Annotated in this window: 15 protein-coding genes and 2 pseudogenes; 13 read left to right on the forward strand and 4 right to left on the reverse strand. The window is 70.1% G+C overall.

Going from position 1 to position 14,823, the window contains the following annotated elements; translation table 11 throughout:
• Positions 1–182: 182 nt before the first annotated feature.
• Positions 183–548 (reverse strand): annotated as a pseudogene (locus tag ACFU8Q_RS29175) (aminotransferase class I/II-fold pyridoxal phosphate-dependent enzyme); the annotation flags it as partial.
• A 238-nt stretch (positions 549–786) separates the two neighbouring features.
• Between ACFU8Q_RS29175 and ACFU8Q_RS29180 the strand changes: the two are divergent.
• On the forward strand, positions 787–1,182 hold the full coding sequence (locus ACFU8Q_RS29180) for a molybdopterin-binding protein (RefSeq protein ID WP_384459164.1): 396 nt from the start codon (positions 787–789) through the stop codon (positions 1,180–1,182).
• Between the two features lie 228 nt (positions 1,183–1,410).
• Positions 1,411–1,644, forward strand: a complete 234-nt coding sequence (locus tag ACFU8Q_RS29185) for a TOBE domain-containing protein (RefSeq protein WP_384459167.1) — start codon at positions 1,411–1,413, stop codon at positions 1,642–1,644.
• On the opposite strand, the gene ACFU8Q_RS29190 is transcribed toward ACFU8Q_RS29185, so the two are convergent.
• On the reverse strand, positions 1,598–3,160 hold the full coding sequence (locus ACFU8Q_RS29190) for a PucR family transcriptional regulator (protein WP_384459170.1): 1,563 nt from the start codon (positions 3,158–3,160) through the stop codon (positions 1,598–1,600). The genes ACFU8Q_RS29185 and ACFU8Q_RS29190 overlap by 47 nt on opposite strands.
• Before the next feature lie 222 nt (positions 3,161–3,382).
• On the opposite strand from ACFU8Q_RS29190, the gene ACFU8Q_RS29195 reads away from it, so the two are divergent.
• Positions 3,383–4,204, forward strand: coding sequence for an FAD binding domain-containing protein (locus tag ACFU8Q_RS29195; protein ID WP_384459173.1), 822 nt, complete (start codon positions 3,383–3,385; stop codon positions 4,202–4,204).
• Positions 4,201–6,930 carry a molybdopterin-dependent oxidoreductase gene (locus ACFU8Q_RS29200; RefSeq protein ID WP_384459175.1) on the forward strand — a complete coding sequence of 910 codons (2,730 nt, stop codon included), beginning with the start codon at positions 4,201–4,203 and terminating at the stop codon, positions 6,928–6,930. Before ACFU8Q_RS29195 ends, ACFU8Q_RS29200 begins: the two co-directional genes overlap by 4 nt.
• Here ACFU8Q_RS29200 and ACFU8Q_RS29205 read toward each other — a convergent pair.
• A pseudogene (locus ACFU8Q_RS29205) lies at positions 6,906–6,998 on the reverse strand (aminopeptidase); the annotation flags it as partial. The gene ACFU8Q_RS29200 and the pseudogene ACFU8Q_RS29205 overlap by 25 nt on opposite strands.
• Before the next feature lie 44 nt (positions 6,999–7,042).
• Positions 7,043–7,513 carry a molybdopterin-dependent oxidoreductase gene (locus ACFU8Q_RS29210; RefSeq protein ID WP_384459178.1) on the reverse strand — a complete coding sequence of 157 codons (471 nt, stop codon included), beginning with the start codon at positions 7,511–7,513 and terminating at the stop codon, positions 7,043–7,045.
• A 138-nt stretch (positions 7,514–7,651) separates the two neighbouring features.
• Here ACFU8Q_RS29210 and ACFU8Q_RS29215 point away from each other — a divergent pair, with 138 nt between their 5' ends.
• The 9 genes from ACFU8Q_RS29215 to ACFU8Q_RS29255 all read left to right on the forward strand — a co-directional run bounded on the left by ACFU8Q_RS29215 (position 7,652) and on the right by ACFU8Q_RS29255 (position 14,774).
• On the forward strand, positions 7,652–8,038 hold the full coding sequence (locus tag ACFU8Q_RS29215; protein ID WP_384459181.1) for a molybdopterin-binding protein: 387 nt from the start codon (positions 7,652–7,654) through the stop codon (positions 8,036–8,038).
• A 32-nt stretch (positions 8,039–8,070) separates the two neighbouring features.
• Positions 8,071–8,892, forward strand: a complete 822-nt coding sequence (modA, locus tag ACFU8Q_RS29220; protein ID WP_384459184.1) for a molybdate ABC transporter substrate-binding protein — start codon at positions 8,071–8,073, stop codon at positions 8,890–8,892.
• The gene (gene modB, locus ACFU8Q_RS29225; protein WP_384459187.1) at positions 8,889–9,749 is read left to right on the forward strand and encodes a molybdate ABC transporter permease subunit; all 861 of its coding nucleotides are present in this window, start codon (positions 8,889–8,891) and stop codon (positions 9,747–9,749) included. The genes modA and modB overlap by 4 nt, the downstream gene beginning before the upstream one ends.
• Positions 9,746–10,822: an ABC transporter ATP-binding protein gene (locus ACFU8Q_RS29230; RefSeq protein WP_384459191.1), complete on the forward strand. Its 1,077-nt coding sequence runs from the start codon at positions 9,746–9,748 to the stop codon at positions 10,820–10,822. Before modB ends, ACFU8Q_RS29230 begins: the two co-directional genes overlap by 4 nt.
• 167 nt (positions 10,823–10,989) lie before the next feature.
• Positions 10,990–11,409 (forward strand): molybdopterin-binding protein, encoded by a 420-nt coding sequence (locus ACFU8Q_RS29235; RefSeq protein WP_384459194.1) that lies wholly within the window; start codon positions 10,990–10,992, stop codon positions 11,407–11,409.
• A gap of 711 nt (positions 11,410–12,120) precedes the next feature.
• Positions 12,121–12,420, forward strand: a complete 300-nt coding sequence (locus ACFU8Q_RS29240) for a WXG100 family type VII secretion target (protein WP_384459197.1) — start codon at positions 12,121–12,123, stop codon at positions 12,418–12,420.
• Positions 12,421–12,486: 66 nt separating this feature from the next.
• Positions 12,487–12,783 carry a hypothetical protein gene (locus tag ACFU8Q_RS29245; RefSeq protein ID WP_384459200.1) on the forward strand — a complete coding sequence of 99 codons (297 nt, stop codon included), beginning with the start codon at positions 12,487–12,489 and terminating at the stop codon, positions 12,781–12,783.
• 31 nt (positions 12,784–12,814) lie between these two features.
• A complete protein-coding gene (locus ACFU8Q_RS29250; RefSeq protein WP_384459204.1) occupies positions 12,815–13,513 on the forward strand; it encodes a hypothetical protein in 699 nt (232 codons plus the stop codon).
• A gap of 10 nt (positions 13,514–13,523) precedes the next feature.
• Complete coding sequence (locus ACFU8Q_RS29255; protein ID WP_384459207.1) at positions 13,524–14,774, forward strand: hypothetical protein; 1,251 nt, start codon at positions 13,524–13,526, stop codon at positions 14,772–14,774.
• Positions 14,775–14,823 lie beyond the last annotated feature (49 nt).

The raw sequence follows: 14,823 nt of genomic DNA on the forward strand, positions 1-14,823 counted from the left end.
GGATCGTGACGTCGATCGTGTCCGCATGCCCTGCCAGGGCCTCGTCGACCGAGTTGTCGACCACCTCGTGTACGAGGTTCGGGTGGGTGGCGGTGGTGGCGTCGTAGCGGGCGAGCAGCTTGGCGTTGTCCCGGGCGGCCCGCCGGCGCAGCCCCGGGCCGGACCGCGTTCCGCCGGAGCCGCTACAGCCGCTTCAGCCGGGACGCCGCCTCGGCCAGCACGTCGTCACGCTTGCAGAAGGCGAACCGTACGAACGGCGCACCCTGCTCCCGGTGGTCGTAGAAGACCGCGTTCGGGATGGCGACGACCCCGCACCGCTCGGGCAGTGACCGGCAGAACGCGAAGCCGTCGCTCTTGCCGAGGGGGAGGATGTCGGTGGTGACGAAGTAGGCGCCGGCCGGGCGGTAGACCTCGAAACCGGCCTCGGTGAGCCCGTCGCTCAGCAGATCCCGCTTGGTCCGCAGCTCGGCGCGCAGCCCGTTGTAGTAGCTGCCGGGCAGGCGCAGCGCCTCGGCGACCGCGTACTGGAACGGGCCCGCGGACGCGTAGGCCGAACTCCGTCGGCATCTCCCGCCACTGCCCGCCGGTCCTGAACCGCCGGATCACGCCTTCGAACTGCCGCCGCAACCGCTCGGGATACATCACCGGATTCTGACCGGCCGGTCAATGGCGGGGAGGTGATGCTGGTGGCTCCGCCGGATACCCCTGCTCGTCGGGACGGCTTCCAGCCCGACCGGACGAGTGCGGTGGGCATGGGCGTCCGTGGATGGGCCTATCTTGGCGCGTATGCAGTTCTACACAATCGGCCAGGCCGCCCGGCTCCTCGGTGTGAGCCCGGATACCGCGCGGCGCTGGGCCGACGCCGGTCGGGTGGTCACCCATCGGGACGAGGGCGGGCGGCGACTCATCGAGGGGAAGGATCTCGCCGGCTTCTCTGTGGAGCTGGCCAAGGGCAGTGGCGGTGAGGAGGACGCTTCGTACACCTCGGTCCGCAATGCCTTCCCCGGGATCGTCACCGCGGTGAAGCTCGGTGACGTCGCCGCCCAGGTGGAGATCCAGGCCGGCCCGCACCGGCTGGTGTCACTGCTGACGCGGGAGGCCGTGGAAGAGCTGGGGCTGGAGGTCGGGATGGAGGCCACTGCCCGGGTGAAGTCGACGAATGTTCACATCGACCGCGTCTGACTGGGAATCGGTGGCCTCCCTGGGGCCAGCCGCTGCCCGAGTACGAATGCGCCCGGGTACCCGCCGGTGCACCGCCCTCCTCGATCAGGTGCTCGTCGCGGATCGGACACCTCGCGAGCCATGACTCCAGGGACTCCTGTGTCCCCGCCACCTACCGGGCCTGCGCGGACAGGGACAAGCCCGAGATGTTGGCAGTCGCAGAAAAGAAGGCGCGAGGCGGAAGGCGACGTGCAGCTCGCGAAGGAGCGTGCCGCCGGCCTCGACGCGCCGCTGACCTCGGTGCTCAACGCATTCGCCGGAATCGTCACCGCTCTGATCGTGGACGACGTGGTGGCGCGGGTGGAGGTCCAGGCGGGACCGCACCGGGTGGTGTCGCTCGTGCCCCGGGAGGCGGTCGAGGAAACCGGCCTCGCGGTCACCGCGCGCGTGACGTCGACGAGCGTGCGCGTCGAGTGCCCGTAGAGGCTCGACCGCCCGAGTCCGCATGACAGAGCAGGGCGGCCCACAGGTCGAGGCGGTCGGCGAGACGGGACAGGTCGCGGCCGGTGAAGTGTTCGATGCGCTGGATGCGGTAGTGGACGGTGTTGACATGCAGGTGCAGGGCTTCCGCTGTACGCGCCCATGATCCGTCGCAGGCGAGAAAAGTCCTCAGCGTTTCCAGGAGGGGCGCTGCAGAAGGGCTCACCGCGTCGGTCAGGGGTCCGAGAACGGTGCGGCTGTAGACGGTGCGGACCTCGGACGGCACGCCGGTGAGGAGCGTGTCGAGGCTGGAGAGGGACGTGGTGTCACTGAGGACCGACGCGTCCGGGGCGGTGTTCCTCGCCGAGGTCAGGGCGTAGCGGGCCTCGGCCAGCGCTCCGGCCAGGTCCTGCGGTTCGGCGGCAGATCGTCCGTTTCCGCCATGCAGCGGTACGGACGGTTCGCAGGCGGCGACGAACGGCCACGCTTCCCTCACATCGACGGCGCCGTGGACGACGGCGAACGCGGTGCCGTCCGGAAGGCGTCCGACCGCTGAGGCCCGGGCCCCTGTATGGGCCACCGCCTCCGCCAACGCTCCCTCCGCCAGCTCCGCCCGCCGTGTGCCGGTGTCAGCGGTGATCACGCGGTACGGTCCTTCGACCGGAAGCCCGCAGTCCTGAAGCGCCGCCGCCAATGAGGTCGGCTCCGTCCCCGGGGTGGTAAGCAGCGCGCCCAATTCGTCCGCCCCTTGGTGATCGGCGGCCCTGCGGCGGGACCACGTCTCCTGGCAGCGACCCAGGATCGCGGCGACCTCGTGCAGCATGCGCGGTGGCGCGGCGCCGGGATCGGGCAGGTACAGGTACCAACGCTCGTACGGAGAGGCGGCGTCCGCGTCGACAGGGACCGTGGCGCCGGTGCCGTCAGCCAGCAGGCCGGCGGCCTCCGCCGCGGAGAGCGTGCCCCCGCACTCGGTGGCTGCGACCGTACGGCCGGTCGGGGTGAGGACGTAGGCAATGACCGCCCGGTCGAGATGGGCGAAGGCCGCAGCGACGATCGCGTCCGGACCGGCGTCCTGGGCAACCAGGCGGCTCAGCCGTGTCCGTGCGTTCTGCGGCAGCGCGTGGTGGTGGCTCAGTTCGCCCCACTGCTGGAGGTAGACGGTGTCGGTGACAGCCCGGAACATCACGTCGGTCGGCACGGCGGCCAGCGGAATGTCGTACCGGGCGCATGCCTCGATCAGGTCGTGGGGGACGGCGCCGTGTGTCTCCTCGCCCGCCAGCAGCACAGCCGCGTCCGCGTCCCTGAGCCCGGCCACGAACCGGTCGGCCTTGTCCCGGCCGCCCTCCGGCGTCCACCACACCAGCCCGCTGAGTACGACCTCGCCGGGCCGTACGAAGCGGGTGGGGTCCTCCAGATCGGTGACGGTCACCCCGCTGATCTGTCGCCCCAGCAGTGCGTGCTCGGCCCACAGCAGGCGCAGGGCGAGGGTCTCGTCCTTCAGGAGGTGTTCGACGTGCATGTGCTCCGGCTCCTCGTACGGCTGCCGGATCCAGCTGTGGGAGGGCCCGGCATCCGGCATCTCTTATTCACCAGGTGGATGCCATTCACCGCATCGTAGGTGCCAGATCAAATGCGCGGTATGCCTCTTGGTTGATCCACCAAGAAGGGTGCCGGAAGCGTCGGTTTTTCCGTGTCGTGAACCAGTCGTCCGCGGCTGGTTCACGCTGCTTCACTGGCGGTCATGGACCTGAACACAGTGTTGGAGGTACGGGACGCCCGGGTTCCCTCGCCCTGGCGGTCGGGGGACGCCTGGCTCGGAGGAGGTACGTATCTCTTCTCCGAGCCGCAGCCGCGCCTCCGGCGCCTGGTGGACCTGAGCCGGAACGGCTGGCCCCCGGTGCGGCTGCATCCGGACGGCTCGGTGGAGATCGCCGCCACCTGCACCATCGCCCAGCTGTCCCGGTTCGCGAAGGGTCTGGAGGTCGAGGCGGCGCCGCTGTTCGAGCAATGCTGCCGAGCGTTCCTGGCCTCCTTCAAGATCTGGAACATGGCCACGGTGGGCGGGAACCTGTGCAATGCGCTCCCGGCGGGTCCGATGATCTCGCTGACGGCCTCACTGGACGGGGAGTGCCTGCTGCTGGCCCAGGACGGCGTCCGGCGCCGCGTGAGGGTCACACGCTTCGTCACGGGTGCCGGCCGCAAGGACCTCACCGAGGGCGAGCTGCTGCGGTCCGTCACTCTGCCGGCCCGTGCGCTGGCCTGTCGTACGGCGTTCCGGCAGGCGTCGCTGTACGGGCTGGGGCGGTCCGGGGTGTTGGCCGTAGGCACGTTCGATCCCCTGGACGGCTCCTTGGCGATCACGGTCACGGCCTCGACGGTCCGCCCGGTGCGGCTGTGGTTCCCGCTGCCGCCGCGTTCGGACGGACTGCGCGCGGCGATCGACTCCGCCGTCGCCGACGACGAGTGGTTCGACGACATCCACGGGCTGCCGGAGTGGCGGCGGCACATGACGATCCGGTTCGCGGAAGAGATCCGGCAGGAGCTCGGAGGGGCGGCACGATGAAAGTCGACGTCAACGGCAGGTCCTTCGAGGAGGAGCCCCGCCCGGGACAGTGTCTGCGGACATATCTGCGCGAGCGCGGCTGGTTCGGCGTGAAGAAGGGCTGCGACGCCGGGGACTGCGGAGCCTGCACGGTCCACGTGGACGGCGAGCCGGTCCACAGCTGCCTGTATCCGGCCTTCCGCGCCGACGGCCGCACGGTCACCACCGTTGAGGGTCTGGCCTCACCCGATGGTGAACTCCATGCCGTGCAGAAGAAGTTTCTCGATGCCCAGGGCTTCCAGTGCGGGTTCTGCACGGCCGGGTTCCTGATGACGACAGCGGCACTGGACGCGGACCAACTCGCCGATCTCCCCCGTGCTTTCAAGGGAAACCTGTGCCGCTGCACCGGCTACCGGGCCATTGAGGACGCGGTGCGCGGGGTCTGTCACGTCGAGGCTCCCGATGCCGGCGAGTCCGTCGGCCGCAACCTGCCCGCCCCGGCCGGACCGCACGTCGTCACCGGCACCGCCCGCTACACCTTCGACATCGATGTGCCCGGCCTGCTGCACATGAAGCTGCTGCGCTCCCCCCACGCTCACGCCCGCATCACCGTCATCGACACCACGGCGGCCCTTCGCGTGCCCGGCGTCCACGCCGTGTTCACCCACCATGACGCCCCCGAACGGCACTTCTCCACCGCCCGCCACGAACGCCCCGAGGAGGACCCGGAGGACACCCGCGTCCTCGACGACACCGTCCGCCACGTCGGCCAGCGGATAGCGGCGGTCGTAGCGGACAGCGAGGCCGCTGCCGAGGAGGGCTGTCGGCGCATCGAGGTGACGTACGAAGTCCTGCCTGCCGTCCTCGACCCGGAGGAGGCAATGCGGCCCGGCGCACCGATCGTGCACGACAAGGCCCCTTCGACGGCCCGGATCTCGCGTCCCCGCGACAACGTCGTCGGCGAGGCGCACGGTGAGATCGGCGACGTCGAAACGGGCTTTGCCGAGGCCGACGCCGTGTACGAGGGGACCTTCCGCACCCAGCGCGTTCAGCACGCCAGCCTGGAGACGCACGGCGCCGTCGCCTGGCTCGACGAGGACGACCGCCTCGTCGTCCGCTCCAGCACCCAGACCCCGTTCCTGACCCGCCGCGCCCTGTGCGCCCTGTACGACCTCCCGCACGACAAGGTCCGTGTCATGGCCGGCCGGGTGGGCGGTGGCTTCGGCGGAAAGCAGGAGATGCTCGTCGAGGACATCGTCGCCCTCGCCGTACTGCGGCTGCGCAGCCCCGTGAAGCTGGAGTACACGCGTGCGGAGCAGTTCTACGGCGCGACCACCCGGCACCCCTTCACCATCGGCGTGAAAGCCGGCGCTCGCCGGGACGGCACGCTGACCGCGCTGCAACTGCGGGTGGTGTCGAACACGGGCGCGTACGGCAACCACGGCCCGGCGGTGATGTTCCACAGTGTCGGTGAGTCGACCGCCGTCTACCGCGCCCCGCACAAGAAGGTCGACGCCTATGCCGTCTACACCCACACCGTCCCGGCGGGTGCCTTCCGGGGCTACGGCCTCGGGCAGGTGATGTTCGCCGTCGAGTCCGCGCTCGACGAGCTCGCCCGTGACCTCGGAATGGATCCGCTGGACTTCAAGGCGAAGAACATCATCGGGCCGGGCGAGGCAATGATCACCCCGGGCGGCGAGGAAGAGGATCTGTACATCGCCAGCTACGGCCTCGACCAATGCCTTGCCATCGTCCGCCGCGCCCAGGCGGAGCCTGCCACCGAACCCGTCCCCGAGAGCTGGCTGGTCGGCGAGGGCGCCGCCCTGGCCATGATCGCCACCGGTCCGCCCGGCGGCCACATCGCCGACGCACGGGCCGTCCTCCTGTCCGATGGAAGCTTCGAATTGCGCGTCGGAACCGCGGAGTTCGGCAATGGCACCACCACCGTGCACCGCCAGATCGCAGCGGGCGAACTCGCCACCACCGTCGACCGCATCACCGTCTGCCAGTCCGATACGGACGTCGTACGGCACGACACGGGCGCCTTCGCCTCGACGGGCGTCGTGGTCGCGGGCAAGGCCACGCTCCGCGCCTCGCGCGCCCTGGCGGACGTGCTTCTCGACTTCTCCGCCGCGCACCTGTGCGTCCCGCGCGCGGACTGCCGGCTCACCGAGGAAGCGGTGCTCCACCCAGGCGGACGCCTGACGTTCAAGGAGCTGTACGCAGCCGCGCAGGCGGTCGGGGTCGACGTCGCCGCCGACGGGCACTTCGGCGGCACCCCGCGCTCGGTCGCCTTCAATGCGCAGTGGTTCCGGATCGCTGTGGACCCGGACACCGGGGAGATCCGCATCCTGCGCAGCGTGCACGCCGCCGACGCGGGCAAGGTCATGAACCCGATGCAGTGCCGCGGCCAGGTCGAGGGCGGCGTCGCCCAGGCGCTGGGCGCCACCCTCTTCGAGAACGTCCGTATCGACGAGCGGGGCGAGGTCGAGACGGCCGCCTTCCGCCGATACCGGCTCCCCCAGTACGCCGACATCCCGCGCACCGAGGTCCACTTCATGGAGACGGCCGACGCCATCGGGCCCCTCGGCGCCAAGTCGATGAGCGAGAGCCCCTTCAACCCGGTGGCACCCGCCTTCGCCAACGCCCTCCGGGACGCGACGGGCCTCCGATTCACCCGACTTCCCCTCACCCGCGACCGGGTGTGGTTGGCGTTGTCGGATCAGAGCGTGAGCAGTTCCTCGTAGAAGTCGCCGAACTCCCGCTCCCGGTCGACGAGATGGATCTCCAGGATCCCGCGGCAGCGGCACCCGGCTCACAGGTCGCTCTTCGCCGTTGCCGTACGGGTACTGCCCGGTGTCACGCCCACGAGGCGTAGCCACCGTCCACGCGAATCGCGTTGATGCCGCTGATGTGCCGGGCCCCGCAGCGGTCCTGGGGCAGGACGAGCTGGGCTCCGGCGCGGTCGAGCGGAGTGCCGTCGATCGTGGCGGCGAGCAGTACCGGCGCGCAGCCGAAGTCGGGGTCGATCTCGGCCCAGGACAGGAGAGCGTGGTGGCCGTCCGCGCCGGACACCGCGATAAGGAAACGCAGGCGGTCCTTGCGGCGGACGGGGTCGAAGACGGGACCGGCCGACGACAGGACGTCGTGCAGGAGCGGCCCGGTGAAGCGGTGGTGCTGGATGCCGCTGGTGGCGCACTCGAAACTGACGTCGGCCTCGTGCTGCGGCCAGGCGAGCAGGTCGGGCACCGTGAGGCGCGCCGGACGGATCAGGTCGCCGGCGAGGGCGAATTCCGCCACTGTGTCCGCCACTACGGGGAACTGACTCACGGGCTACCACCTCCCGAATGTCCCTACCCGGATACCCAGCCTGTACAAACGCACATGCCACCCTGGAAGATCAGTGATCCGGCTCATGCGAAGCCACAGAAGACTTTCACCTCGCATCTGCGGCAGTATGATCAGTGCATGCACGCCTACCGGATCGGGGACGCGGCCACCTTGCTCGGCGTCAGCGCCGACACCGTGAGGCGTCTGGTCGACGGCGGGAAACTCACCGCCGAACGCGACGAGATCGGCCGCCGGATCATCCCCGGGCCGGCTCTCGCGGCCTACGCCCGGCAGTTGCACCGTACGGAGCGGGAATCCACCGGCTCCTCGGCCCGCAACCGCTTCTCCGGCATCGTCACCGACGTGATCCTCGGAGACGTGTCGGCGCAGGTGGAAATCCAGGCCGGGCCGTTCCGGGTGGTGGCGATGGTCAGCCGCGAGTCGGCTGAGGAACTGAAGCTGGAGCCCGGCGTTCCGGCGGTTGCCGTGATCAAGTCGACCGACGTGGTCGTCGACAGACCGTAGATGTGTCCGTCAGGACCAGAGGGAGTGGACCCGTGACAACCCGTATCGCACGCCGGACCCTGCAGGTGACCGGTGCAGGCACCGCCGCGCTGCTGGCCCTGAGCGCCTGCTCCTCGTCCGACGATTCCTCGTCGGTGAAGTCGGACTCCTCCGCCTCGGCCTCCTCGTCGGACAAGCTGTCCGGCACGGTGACCGTGTTCGCCGCGGCCTCGCTGAAGGAGAGCTTCACGACCCTGGGCAAGGAGTTCGAGAAGCAACACCCGGGTACGAAGGTGACGTTCAGCTTCGGCGGCAGCGACTCTCTCGCCGCGAGCATCACCGGCGGCGCGCCGGCCGACGTGTTCGCCGCGGCCAGCCCCAAGACGATGAAGATCGTCACCGACGCGGGCGACGCCTCCGGCACGCCCGCCACCTTCGTTCGCAACCAGCTGGAGATCGCCACCCTGCCGGGCAACCCCGACAAGATCTCCTCCCTCAAGGACCTCACCAGGTCGAGCCTGAAGGTCGTGCTCTGCGACAAGGAGGTGCCGTGCGGTGCCGCCGCCCAGAAGGCCCTCGACGCCAGCAGTCTCAAGCTCACTCCGGTGTCGTACGAGCAGGACGTCAAGAGCGCCCTGACCAAGGTCGAGTTGAAGGAGGCCGACGCGGCGGTCGTGTACAAGACCGACGTGAAGGCGGCCGGTGACAAGGTGGAGGGCGTGGAGTTCCCCGAGTCGGCCAACGCCGTCAACGACTACCCGATCGCCCTGCTCAAGGACGCCCCCAACGCCGATGCCTCCAAGGCGTTCATCGCGCTGGTGCAGTCCGCCGAGGGCCAGAAGGTCCTGACCGGGGCCGGGTTCCTGAAGCCGTGACCTCGACCGTCAAGTCCGACGCCGCGCCCGGCGCCCTCCGGGGTGGGCCGCGGCGTCGGCGTGTCCGGGCGGGTGGCGGTCGCGGCGTTCCGCTCCCGCTGTTCGTGCCCGCGCTGATCGGCCTGGCGTTCCTGATCGTGCCGCTGATCGCCCTGCTCGTACGGGCCCCGTGGCGCAGCATGCCCGAGCAGCTGACCAGCGCCGAGGTGTGGCAGGCGCTCCAGCTGTCCCTGGTCTGCGCCACGGCGGCGACCGCGGTGAGTCTGGTCATCGGGGTGCCGCTGGCCTGGCTGCTGGCCCGGGTCGAGTTCCCCGGACGCGGCCTCGTCCGCGCTCTCGTCACGCTCCCGCTCGTCCTGCCGCCGGTCGTGGGCGGCGTGGCGCTGCTGACGGCGCTCGGCCGCAACGGCATCGTCGGACAGTGGCTGGACTCCTGGTTCGGCATCACATTGCCGTTCACCACGGCGGGGGTCGTGGTCGCGGAGGCGTTCGTGGCGATGCCGTTCCTCGTCATCAGCGTCGAAGGCACCCTGCGGGCCGCCGACCCACGCTACGAGGAGGCGGCGACCACCCTGGGTGCGTCGCGCTTCACCGCGTTCCGCCGGGTCACGCTCCCGCTGATCGCGCCGGGCATCGCGGCCGGTGCGGTCCTGGCGTGGGCCCGCGCGCTCGGCGAGTTCGGCGCGACCATCACCTTCGCCGGCAACTTCCCCGGCCGTACCCAGACCATGCCCCTCGCCGTCTACCTCGCCCTGCAGAGCGACCCGGAGGCGGCGATCGCCCTCAGCCTGGTGCTGCTGGCCGTGTCCATCGCGGTGCTGGCCGGACTGCGCGACCGTTGGATGACCGCCGGATGACCGAGACTCACGACCTTCGCACCGACACTATCCCGGACGGGCTCGACGCCCGCCTCGTGGTGGACCGCGGCGCCTTCCGCCTCGACGTGGCGCTGATCGTCGCGCCCGGCGAGGTAGTCGCCCTGCTCGGCCCGAACGGCGCCGGCAAGACCACGGCCCTGCGCGCGCTCGCCGGCCTGACACCACTCACCGGCGGTCACCTCCGGCTGGACGGCGCGACGCTGGAGCGTACGGCGCCGGAGTCCCGCCCGGTCGGCGTCGTCTTCCAGGACTACCTGCTCTTCCCCCACCTGACCGCCCTGGACAACGTGGCGTTCGGGCCGCGCTGCCACGGGGCGACCAAGGCGGAGGCGCGTGCGCAGGCCGCCGAATGGCTCGACCGCCTGGGCCTCACGGATCACACCGGCGCCAAGCCTCGGCGGCTCTCCGGCGGCCAGGCGCAGCGCGTCGCCCTCGCCCGCGCCCTCGCCACCCGCCCACGTCTGCTCCTCCTCGACGAGCCCCTCGCCGCCCTCGACGCCCGTACCCGCCTGGAGGTCCGTACCCAACTCCGGCGCCACCTGGCCGAGTTCGAAGCGGTCGCCGTACTCGTCACGCACGACCCGCTCGACGCCATGGTCCTCGCCGACCGCCTGGTCGTCGTCGAGCACGGCGAAGTCGTCCAGGAGGGCAGCCCGTCCGACATCGCCCGTCACCCCCGTACGGACTACATCGCGCAGCTCGTCGGCCTCAACCTCTACCGAGGTCACGCGGACGGCCACACAGTCCGCCTCGAAACCGGCCCCGCCATCACCACCGCGGAGGCCCTGTCCGGACCGGTCTTCGTGGCGTTCCCCCCGAGCGCCATCACCCTCCACCGAAGCCTGCCCACCGGCTCCAGCGCCCGCAACCTCTGGCACTGCGAGGTCGCCGGCCTGGAGACCCACGGCGACCGGATCCGCGCCGCCCTCACCGGCGATCTCTCCCTCGCCGCCGATCTCACCACGGTCGCCGCTGCCGAGCTCGACCTGCACCCGGGTGCGGAGGTCTGGGCGACAGCGAAGGCGACGCAGACCCACGCGTACCCCGTCTGAGAACGCGCAGAGAACCGGAGAGCGTCCACGACCTGCGAGGCATCACCTTTCTCATCCATCGCAGATGCGATGGGTCCAACGCCGGCCCGCCCGACCCCGGCTACGGTGGGGCCACAGCAGGACCGAAGCATGACAAAACGACCCTTGTCTTCGTGAGGTGTTCCGCCATGAGCCTGAGCATCCGCAACCAGATCGCCGGCACCGTCACCTCCATCTCAGCGGGCGAGGTGATGGCGACGGTCAAGGTCCGCCTCGACGGCGGCCAGGATCTCACCGCGGCCATCACACTGGAGGCCGTCAAGGAACTCGGTCTCGCCGAGGGCTCCGCCGTCCGCGCACTGGTGAAGTCGACCGAGGTCTCGCTGGCCACCGGCCCGGTGACGGGCCTGTCCATCCGCAACCAATTGCCCGGCACGGTCGCCGCCGTCGCCACGGGCGGCGCCATGGCCTCCGTCAAGATCACGGTCGACGGCGGCCAGCTGACCGCCGCGATCACCAAGGACGCGGTCACCGAGCTCGGCCTGGAGGCCGGCTCTCCCGTGGTAGCGCTGATGAAGTCGACCGAGGTCTCGCTCGCGACTGTGTGAGACGGCACCGGAGCCCCAGGCACTGATCGGCCCGACGCCCTCCCTTACGCTGCATGGAAAGGACGCGTGAAGCGGGCCGGCACCGGGGGAGCGGTCAGCCGCGCCTGCGGCCGGTCGTCGAGTACGGCGACGAGTGCCGTGTGACACCTCGCCAGTCGAGCATCCGGCGCCGTTTCCCTGCACAGGGGAGGCCAGGCGTCAGGTCCTCACGCATCTGGCAGGTGACGTGGCGGCGGTGAGCCATGCACGTGCCGTCCCGGCCGCACGGCACACCGGTACGCAGGCTCGCCGCCCGTCTCCTCGGGTGGCGAGCCGCGCGTTGGCCCACCGCGGGAAACGAACTGTCACGGGACATGAGGGTGAGCCTCTTTGGCGTCCGGCAACCGGCAGGCCGCCGCCCGCACCGCACCGACCGGCCCTGTGGCGTCGGCCCGGTGTGCGGCGCCGTACCCGTGCCCGGCGCCGCCATCTCCGGGGCCGCGTATCTCTTCGTGCAGCGCTGCCGTGCGGTTCGGTGAGCGAGCGTCACACCGAGGCCCGTGATGGGCTGTTGCGGGCCATGGGGGCCTGGTCGCAGGCCTGATCAGGGCGTGGGCCGCCACTTTCGTCACTGTTCCGCAACAGGCATGAACCGCCCCGCCGGGTGCCCCGTACAGCCCGGTGTGCGCGGCTCAGCGACCGCGGTGACTCGAAACGAGAGAAGGAACCGGCATGGACGGCGGCAAAATCAAGATCAGCCCGGAAGAGATGCGGGAGGCGTCGATCTGGCTGCAGAACCAGAAGGAACTGATGCAGCAGAGCCTCCACGAGGCCAACACCAAGATGGACGAGATGGTCGAGGCGGCCTACTCGACGCCGGGCTCCGAGACCAAGTTCCGTCCGTTCTGGGAGGAGTACAAGAACGGCACCGATAAGGCGATCGAGGGCCTGCAGGGCGTCAGCGAGTTCATCAAGCAGGTCGCCGACGCGTTCGTCGACACCGACGACCAGACGTCCGGCTCCATCGGCTGACGTGCCCTTGTGTCCGGTCCCGCCCTTCTGCGGTGGGACCGGACGGCGGCCGGAGAGGAGGAACCGATGACCCGCATCAGCGTCCCCATTGATGACCTGAACGAGACGGTCAGGTCACTTGAGGACATCGGGGAGCGGATCAACAACACCGCGCGGCTCAGCGACGTCGGATCGAAGGCCGATGTGGGCGATTCGAAGCTCGCCGACTCCCTCGCCGACTTCGACCACGCATGGGGCAGGGGCCACGAGAAGGTGCAGGACAACGTGAAGGTCTTCTCCGAGAACACGAAGAAGATCTCCGACGCCTTCACCCAGACGGACGACGAGACCGGCAAGGCGCTGGACGACTCCAAGAAGACCTGACGAGAGCCTGCTGGCAGAAAGGACCTGCGTCATGACGCATCCGGTCACGGACCGGGCTACGGGGGCGCCCGCGCACTACAAGCTGCGCTACCCCGGCTCCTGGTGGTATCTGGACCTCGACCCGAGCACCCGGGACGCGTCCATCCGCCGCCGTATCGAGCAGCAGGCGAAGGGGGTTCCGCAGCTGTCCCGCGAGCGGCTCGACGGCCTGATCCGCGACACCCGCCGGACCGCCCGCGAGGCCTACGCCCGGGGGGCGCTCCAGGCGGCGGGGATGGTCAGGTTCCCCGGCGGGGACGCGATGCTCAGCGCCACGTCCGTCGTGCTGCGGATGCCCGTGCCGGAGGACCAGTCGGCCGATCTGGCCGAGGTGCTGTTCGGGGCGAGCATGCAGGCCGGGGACCCGCAGAGCAGCGGGTACCCGCCGCGCGAGGTGGATCTGCTGGAGCTTCCGGACGTCGGACCGGTCGGGCGGATCGCCTCGATCGAGGACATCGACTACAAGGGCACGCCGGTGCGTACGGCGCTGCTGCACACGCTGTTCCCGATCCCGAACCGCCGGGAATACCTGCTGGTCTCCAGCTCCACGCCCAATGTGGAGCTCAAGGACCAGTTCTTCGAGGTGTTCGACGCCATCGCGGGGACGCTGCGCTTCGTGGAAGTCGAGAGCAAGGGCACGGCTGTGCCGGCCGCACAGAGCCCGCAGGGCACGGACGAGAACGGAAAGTGAGGGCGCGGCAATGGCGCGGCCAGCGGTGTCCGACTGGGAGACGGTCTTCGGGTTCTCGGACGACCCGACGCCGGGCGATGCGGAGATGCTCGGGAAGCTCGCGGGCCAGTACCGGTCCGTCGCCGACGACGCGGACCAGGCGCTCCCCATCGTCAGCGGCCTGAAGAACAGCCAGCTCGGCGAGGGCAAGGCCATGGAGAAACTCCGGCACAAGCTCGGGGACCTGGCCAATCAGGTGGAGAAGCTGCACAGTTCGTACGACAAGGCGGCCCGCGCGCTGGACACCTACGCCGACCAGCTGGGGGACCATCAGCGCAAGGCCGACAACGCCCTGGTCGACGGACGGGACGCCAAGGAGCGGCTGCAGCGGGCCACTGATGCCGCCGCCGCGGCGGGGTCCGTGATCAGCGGCCTGGACGCGGCGGACCCGCCCCCGCCGGACGACGAGGCGGCCCGGCGAAGTGCGCGGCGGGCCATGGAGGATGCCCGCAGCGACCAGTCCGCGGCGCAGGGGGACGCCGACAGCGCCCAGCGGGATCTCGACGCCGCCCGCATGCTCGCCGAGGACGCTCGGGAGCTGCGCGAGACGGACGCCTCGACGGCGGCCCGCGCCCTGGACGAAGCGACGAGCGAGGCGGTCCCGGGCAAGAGCCTGTGGGAGAAGATCAAGGACATCTTCAAGAAGGTGCTCGGCTTCATCAGCGCCGCCCTGGGCATCATCGCCATGCTCATCCCCGGATTGCAGGGCCTGGGGCTCGTCCTCACGATCGCCAGTCTGGTCACCGCTGCCATCCCCTTCATCATGAACATCGTCGACAGTATTCAGTCGGGTGAGTGGGATGTGCTCGACATGGTCCTCAGCGGCCTGGGGCTGGTGCTCGGCGGTATCGGCCTGATCAAGATCGCCAATCTGGGCGGGATCGCGAACACACTCAAGACCGTCACGAGCGACCTCAAGGCGATCCAGATCAACATCAAGAGCGTGGTCCCCACCATCAAGGCGTTCACCGGGTTCAAGAACCCGGGCGACCTGGTGGCGAACCTGCTGAAGAACATCCCCGGTGGCGTGTGGAAGACACCGGACATCCTGAAGCAGCTGCCGGACATCACCAACATCTGGACGAAGACGGCGGGGTGGATCGACCAGAGCTCGAACCTCATCGGAGTGGCCGGCTTCGGCTGGGCGATCAACGGCGCCGTGCCCAACGGGACGACGGGCACGATCAAGCACGACCCCAGCTATGTGGAGGGATCGACCTGATCCGGGCCGCGTCCCGTCATGCGTGAGGGCTCCCGCCCCGGCCGTCGCC

Origin of the sequence: Streptomyces sp. NPDC057543, assembly GCF_042801895.1 — a bacterium.
In the GTDB taxonomy this organism is placed as follows: Bacteria; Actinomycetota; Actinomycetes; order Streptomycetales; family Streptomycetaceae; genus Streptomyces.

What these genes read in the sequence shown, in the direction of transcription:
- ACFU8Q_RS29245 (WP_384459200.1), top strand. Translation starts at nt 12,487, where the DNA reads ATGACCCGCATCAGCGTCCCCATTGATGACCTGAACGAGACGGTCAGG.
- ACFU8Q_RS29240 (WP_384459197.1), top strand. Translation starts at nt 12,121, where the DNA reads ATGGACGGCGGCAAAATCAAGATCAGCCCGGAAGAGATGCGGGAGGCG.
- ACFU8Q_RS29230 (WP_384459191.1), top strand. Translation starts at nt 9,746, where the DNA reads ATGACCGAGACTCACGACCTTCGCACCGACACTATCCCGGACGGGCTC.
- ACFU8Q_RS29180 (WP_384459164.1), top strand. Translation starts at nt 787, where the DNA reads ATGCAGTTCTACACAATCGGCCAGGCCGCCCGGCTCCTCGGTGTGAGC.
- ACFU8Q_RS29235 (WP_384459194.1), top strand. Translation starts at nt 10,990, where the DNA reads ATGAGCCTGAGCATCCGCAACCAGATCGCCGGCACCGTCACCTCCATC.
- ACFU8Q_RS29200 (WP_384459175.1), top strand. Translation starts at nt 4,201, where the DNA reads ATGAAAGTCGACGTCAACGGCAGGTCCTTCGAGGAGGAGCCCCGCCCG.
- ACFU8Q_RS29195 (WP_384459173.1), top strand. Translation starts at nt 3,383, where the DNA reads ATGGACCTGAACACAGTGTTGGAGGTACGGGACGCCCGGGTTCCCTCG.
- ACFU8Q_RS29190 (WP_384459170.1), bottom strand. Translation starts at nt 3,160, where the DNA reads ATGCACGTCGAACACCTCCTGAAGGACGAGACCCTCGCCCTGCGCCTG.
- ACFU8Q_RS29250 (WP_384459204.1), top strand. Translation starts at nt 12,815, where the DNA reads ATGACGCATCCGGTCACGGACCGGGCTACGGGGGCGCCCGCGCACTAC.
- ACFU8Q_RS29215 (WP_384459181.1), top strand. Translation starts at nt 7,652, where the DNA reads ATGCACGCCTACCGGATCGGGGACGCGGCCACCTTGCTCGGCGTCAGC.
- ACFU8Q_RS29255 (WP_384459207.1), top strand. Translation starts at nt 13,524, where the DNA reads ATGGCGCGGCCAGCGGTGTCCGACTGGGAGACGGTCTTCGGGTTCTCG.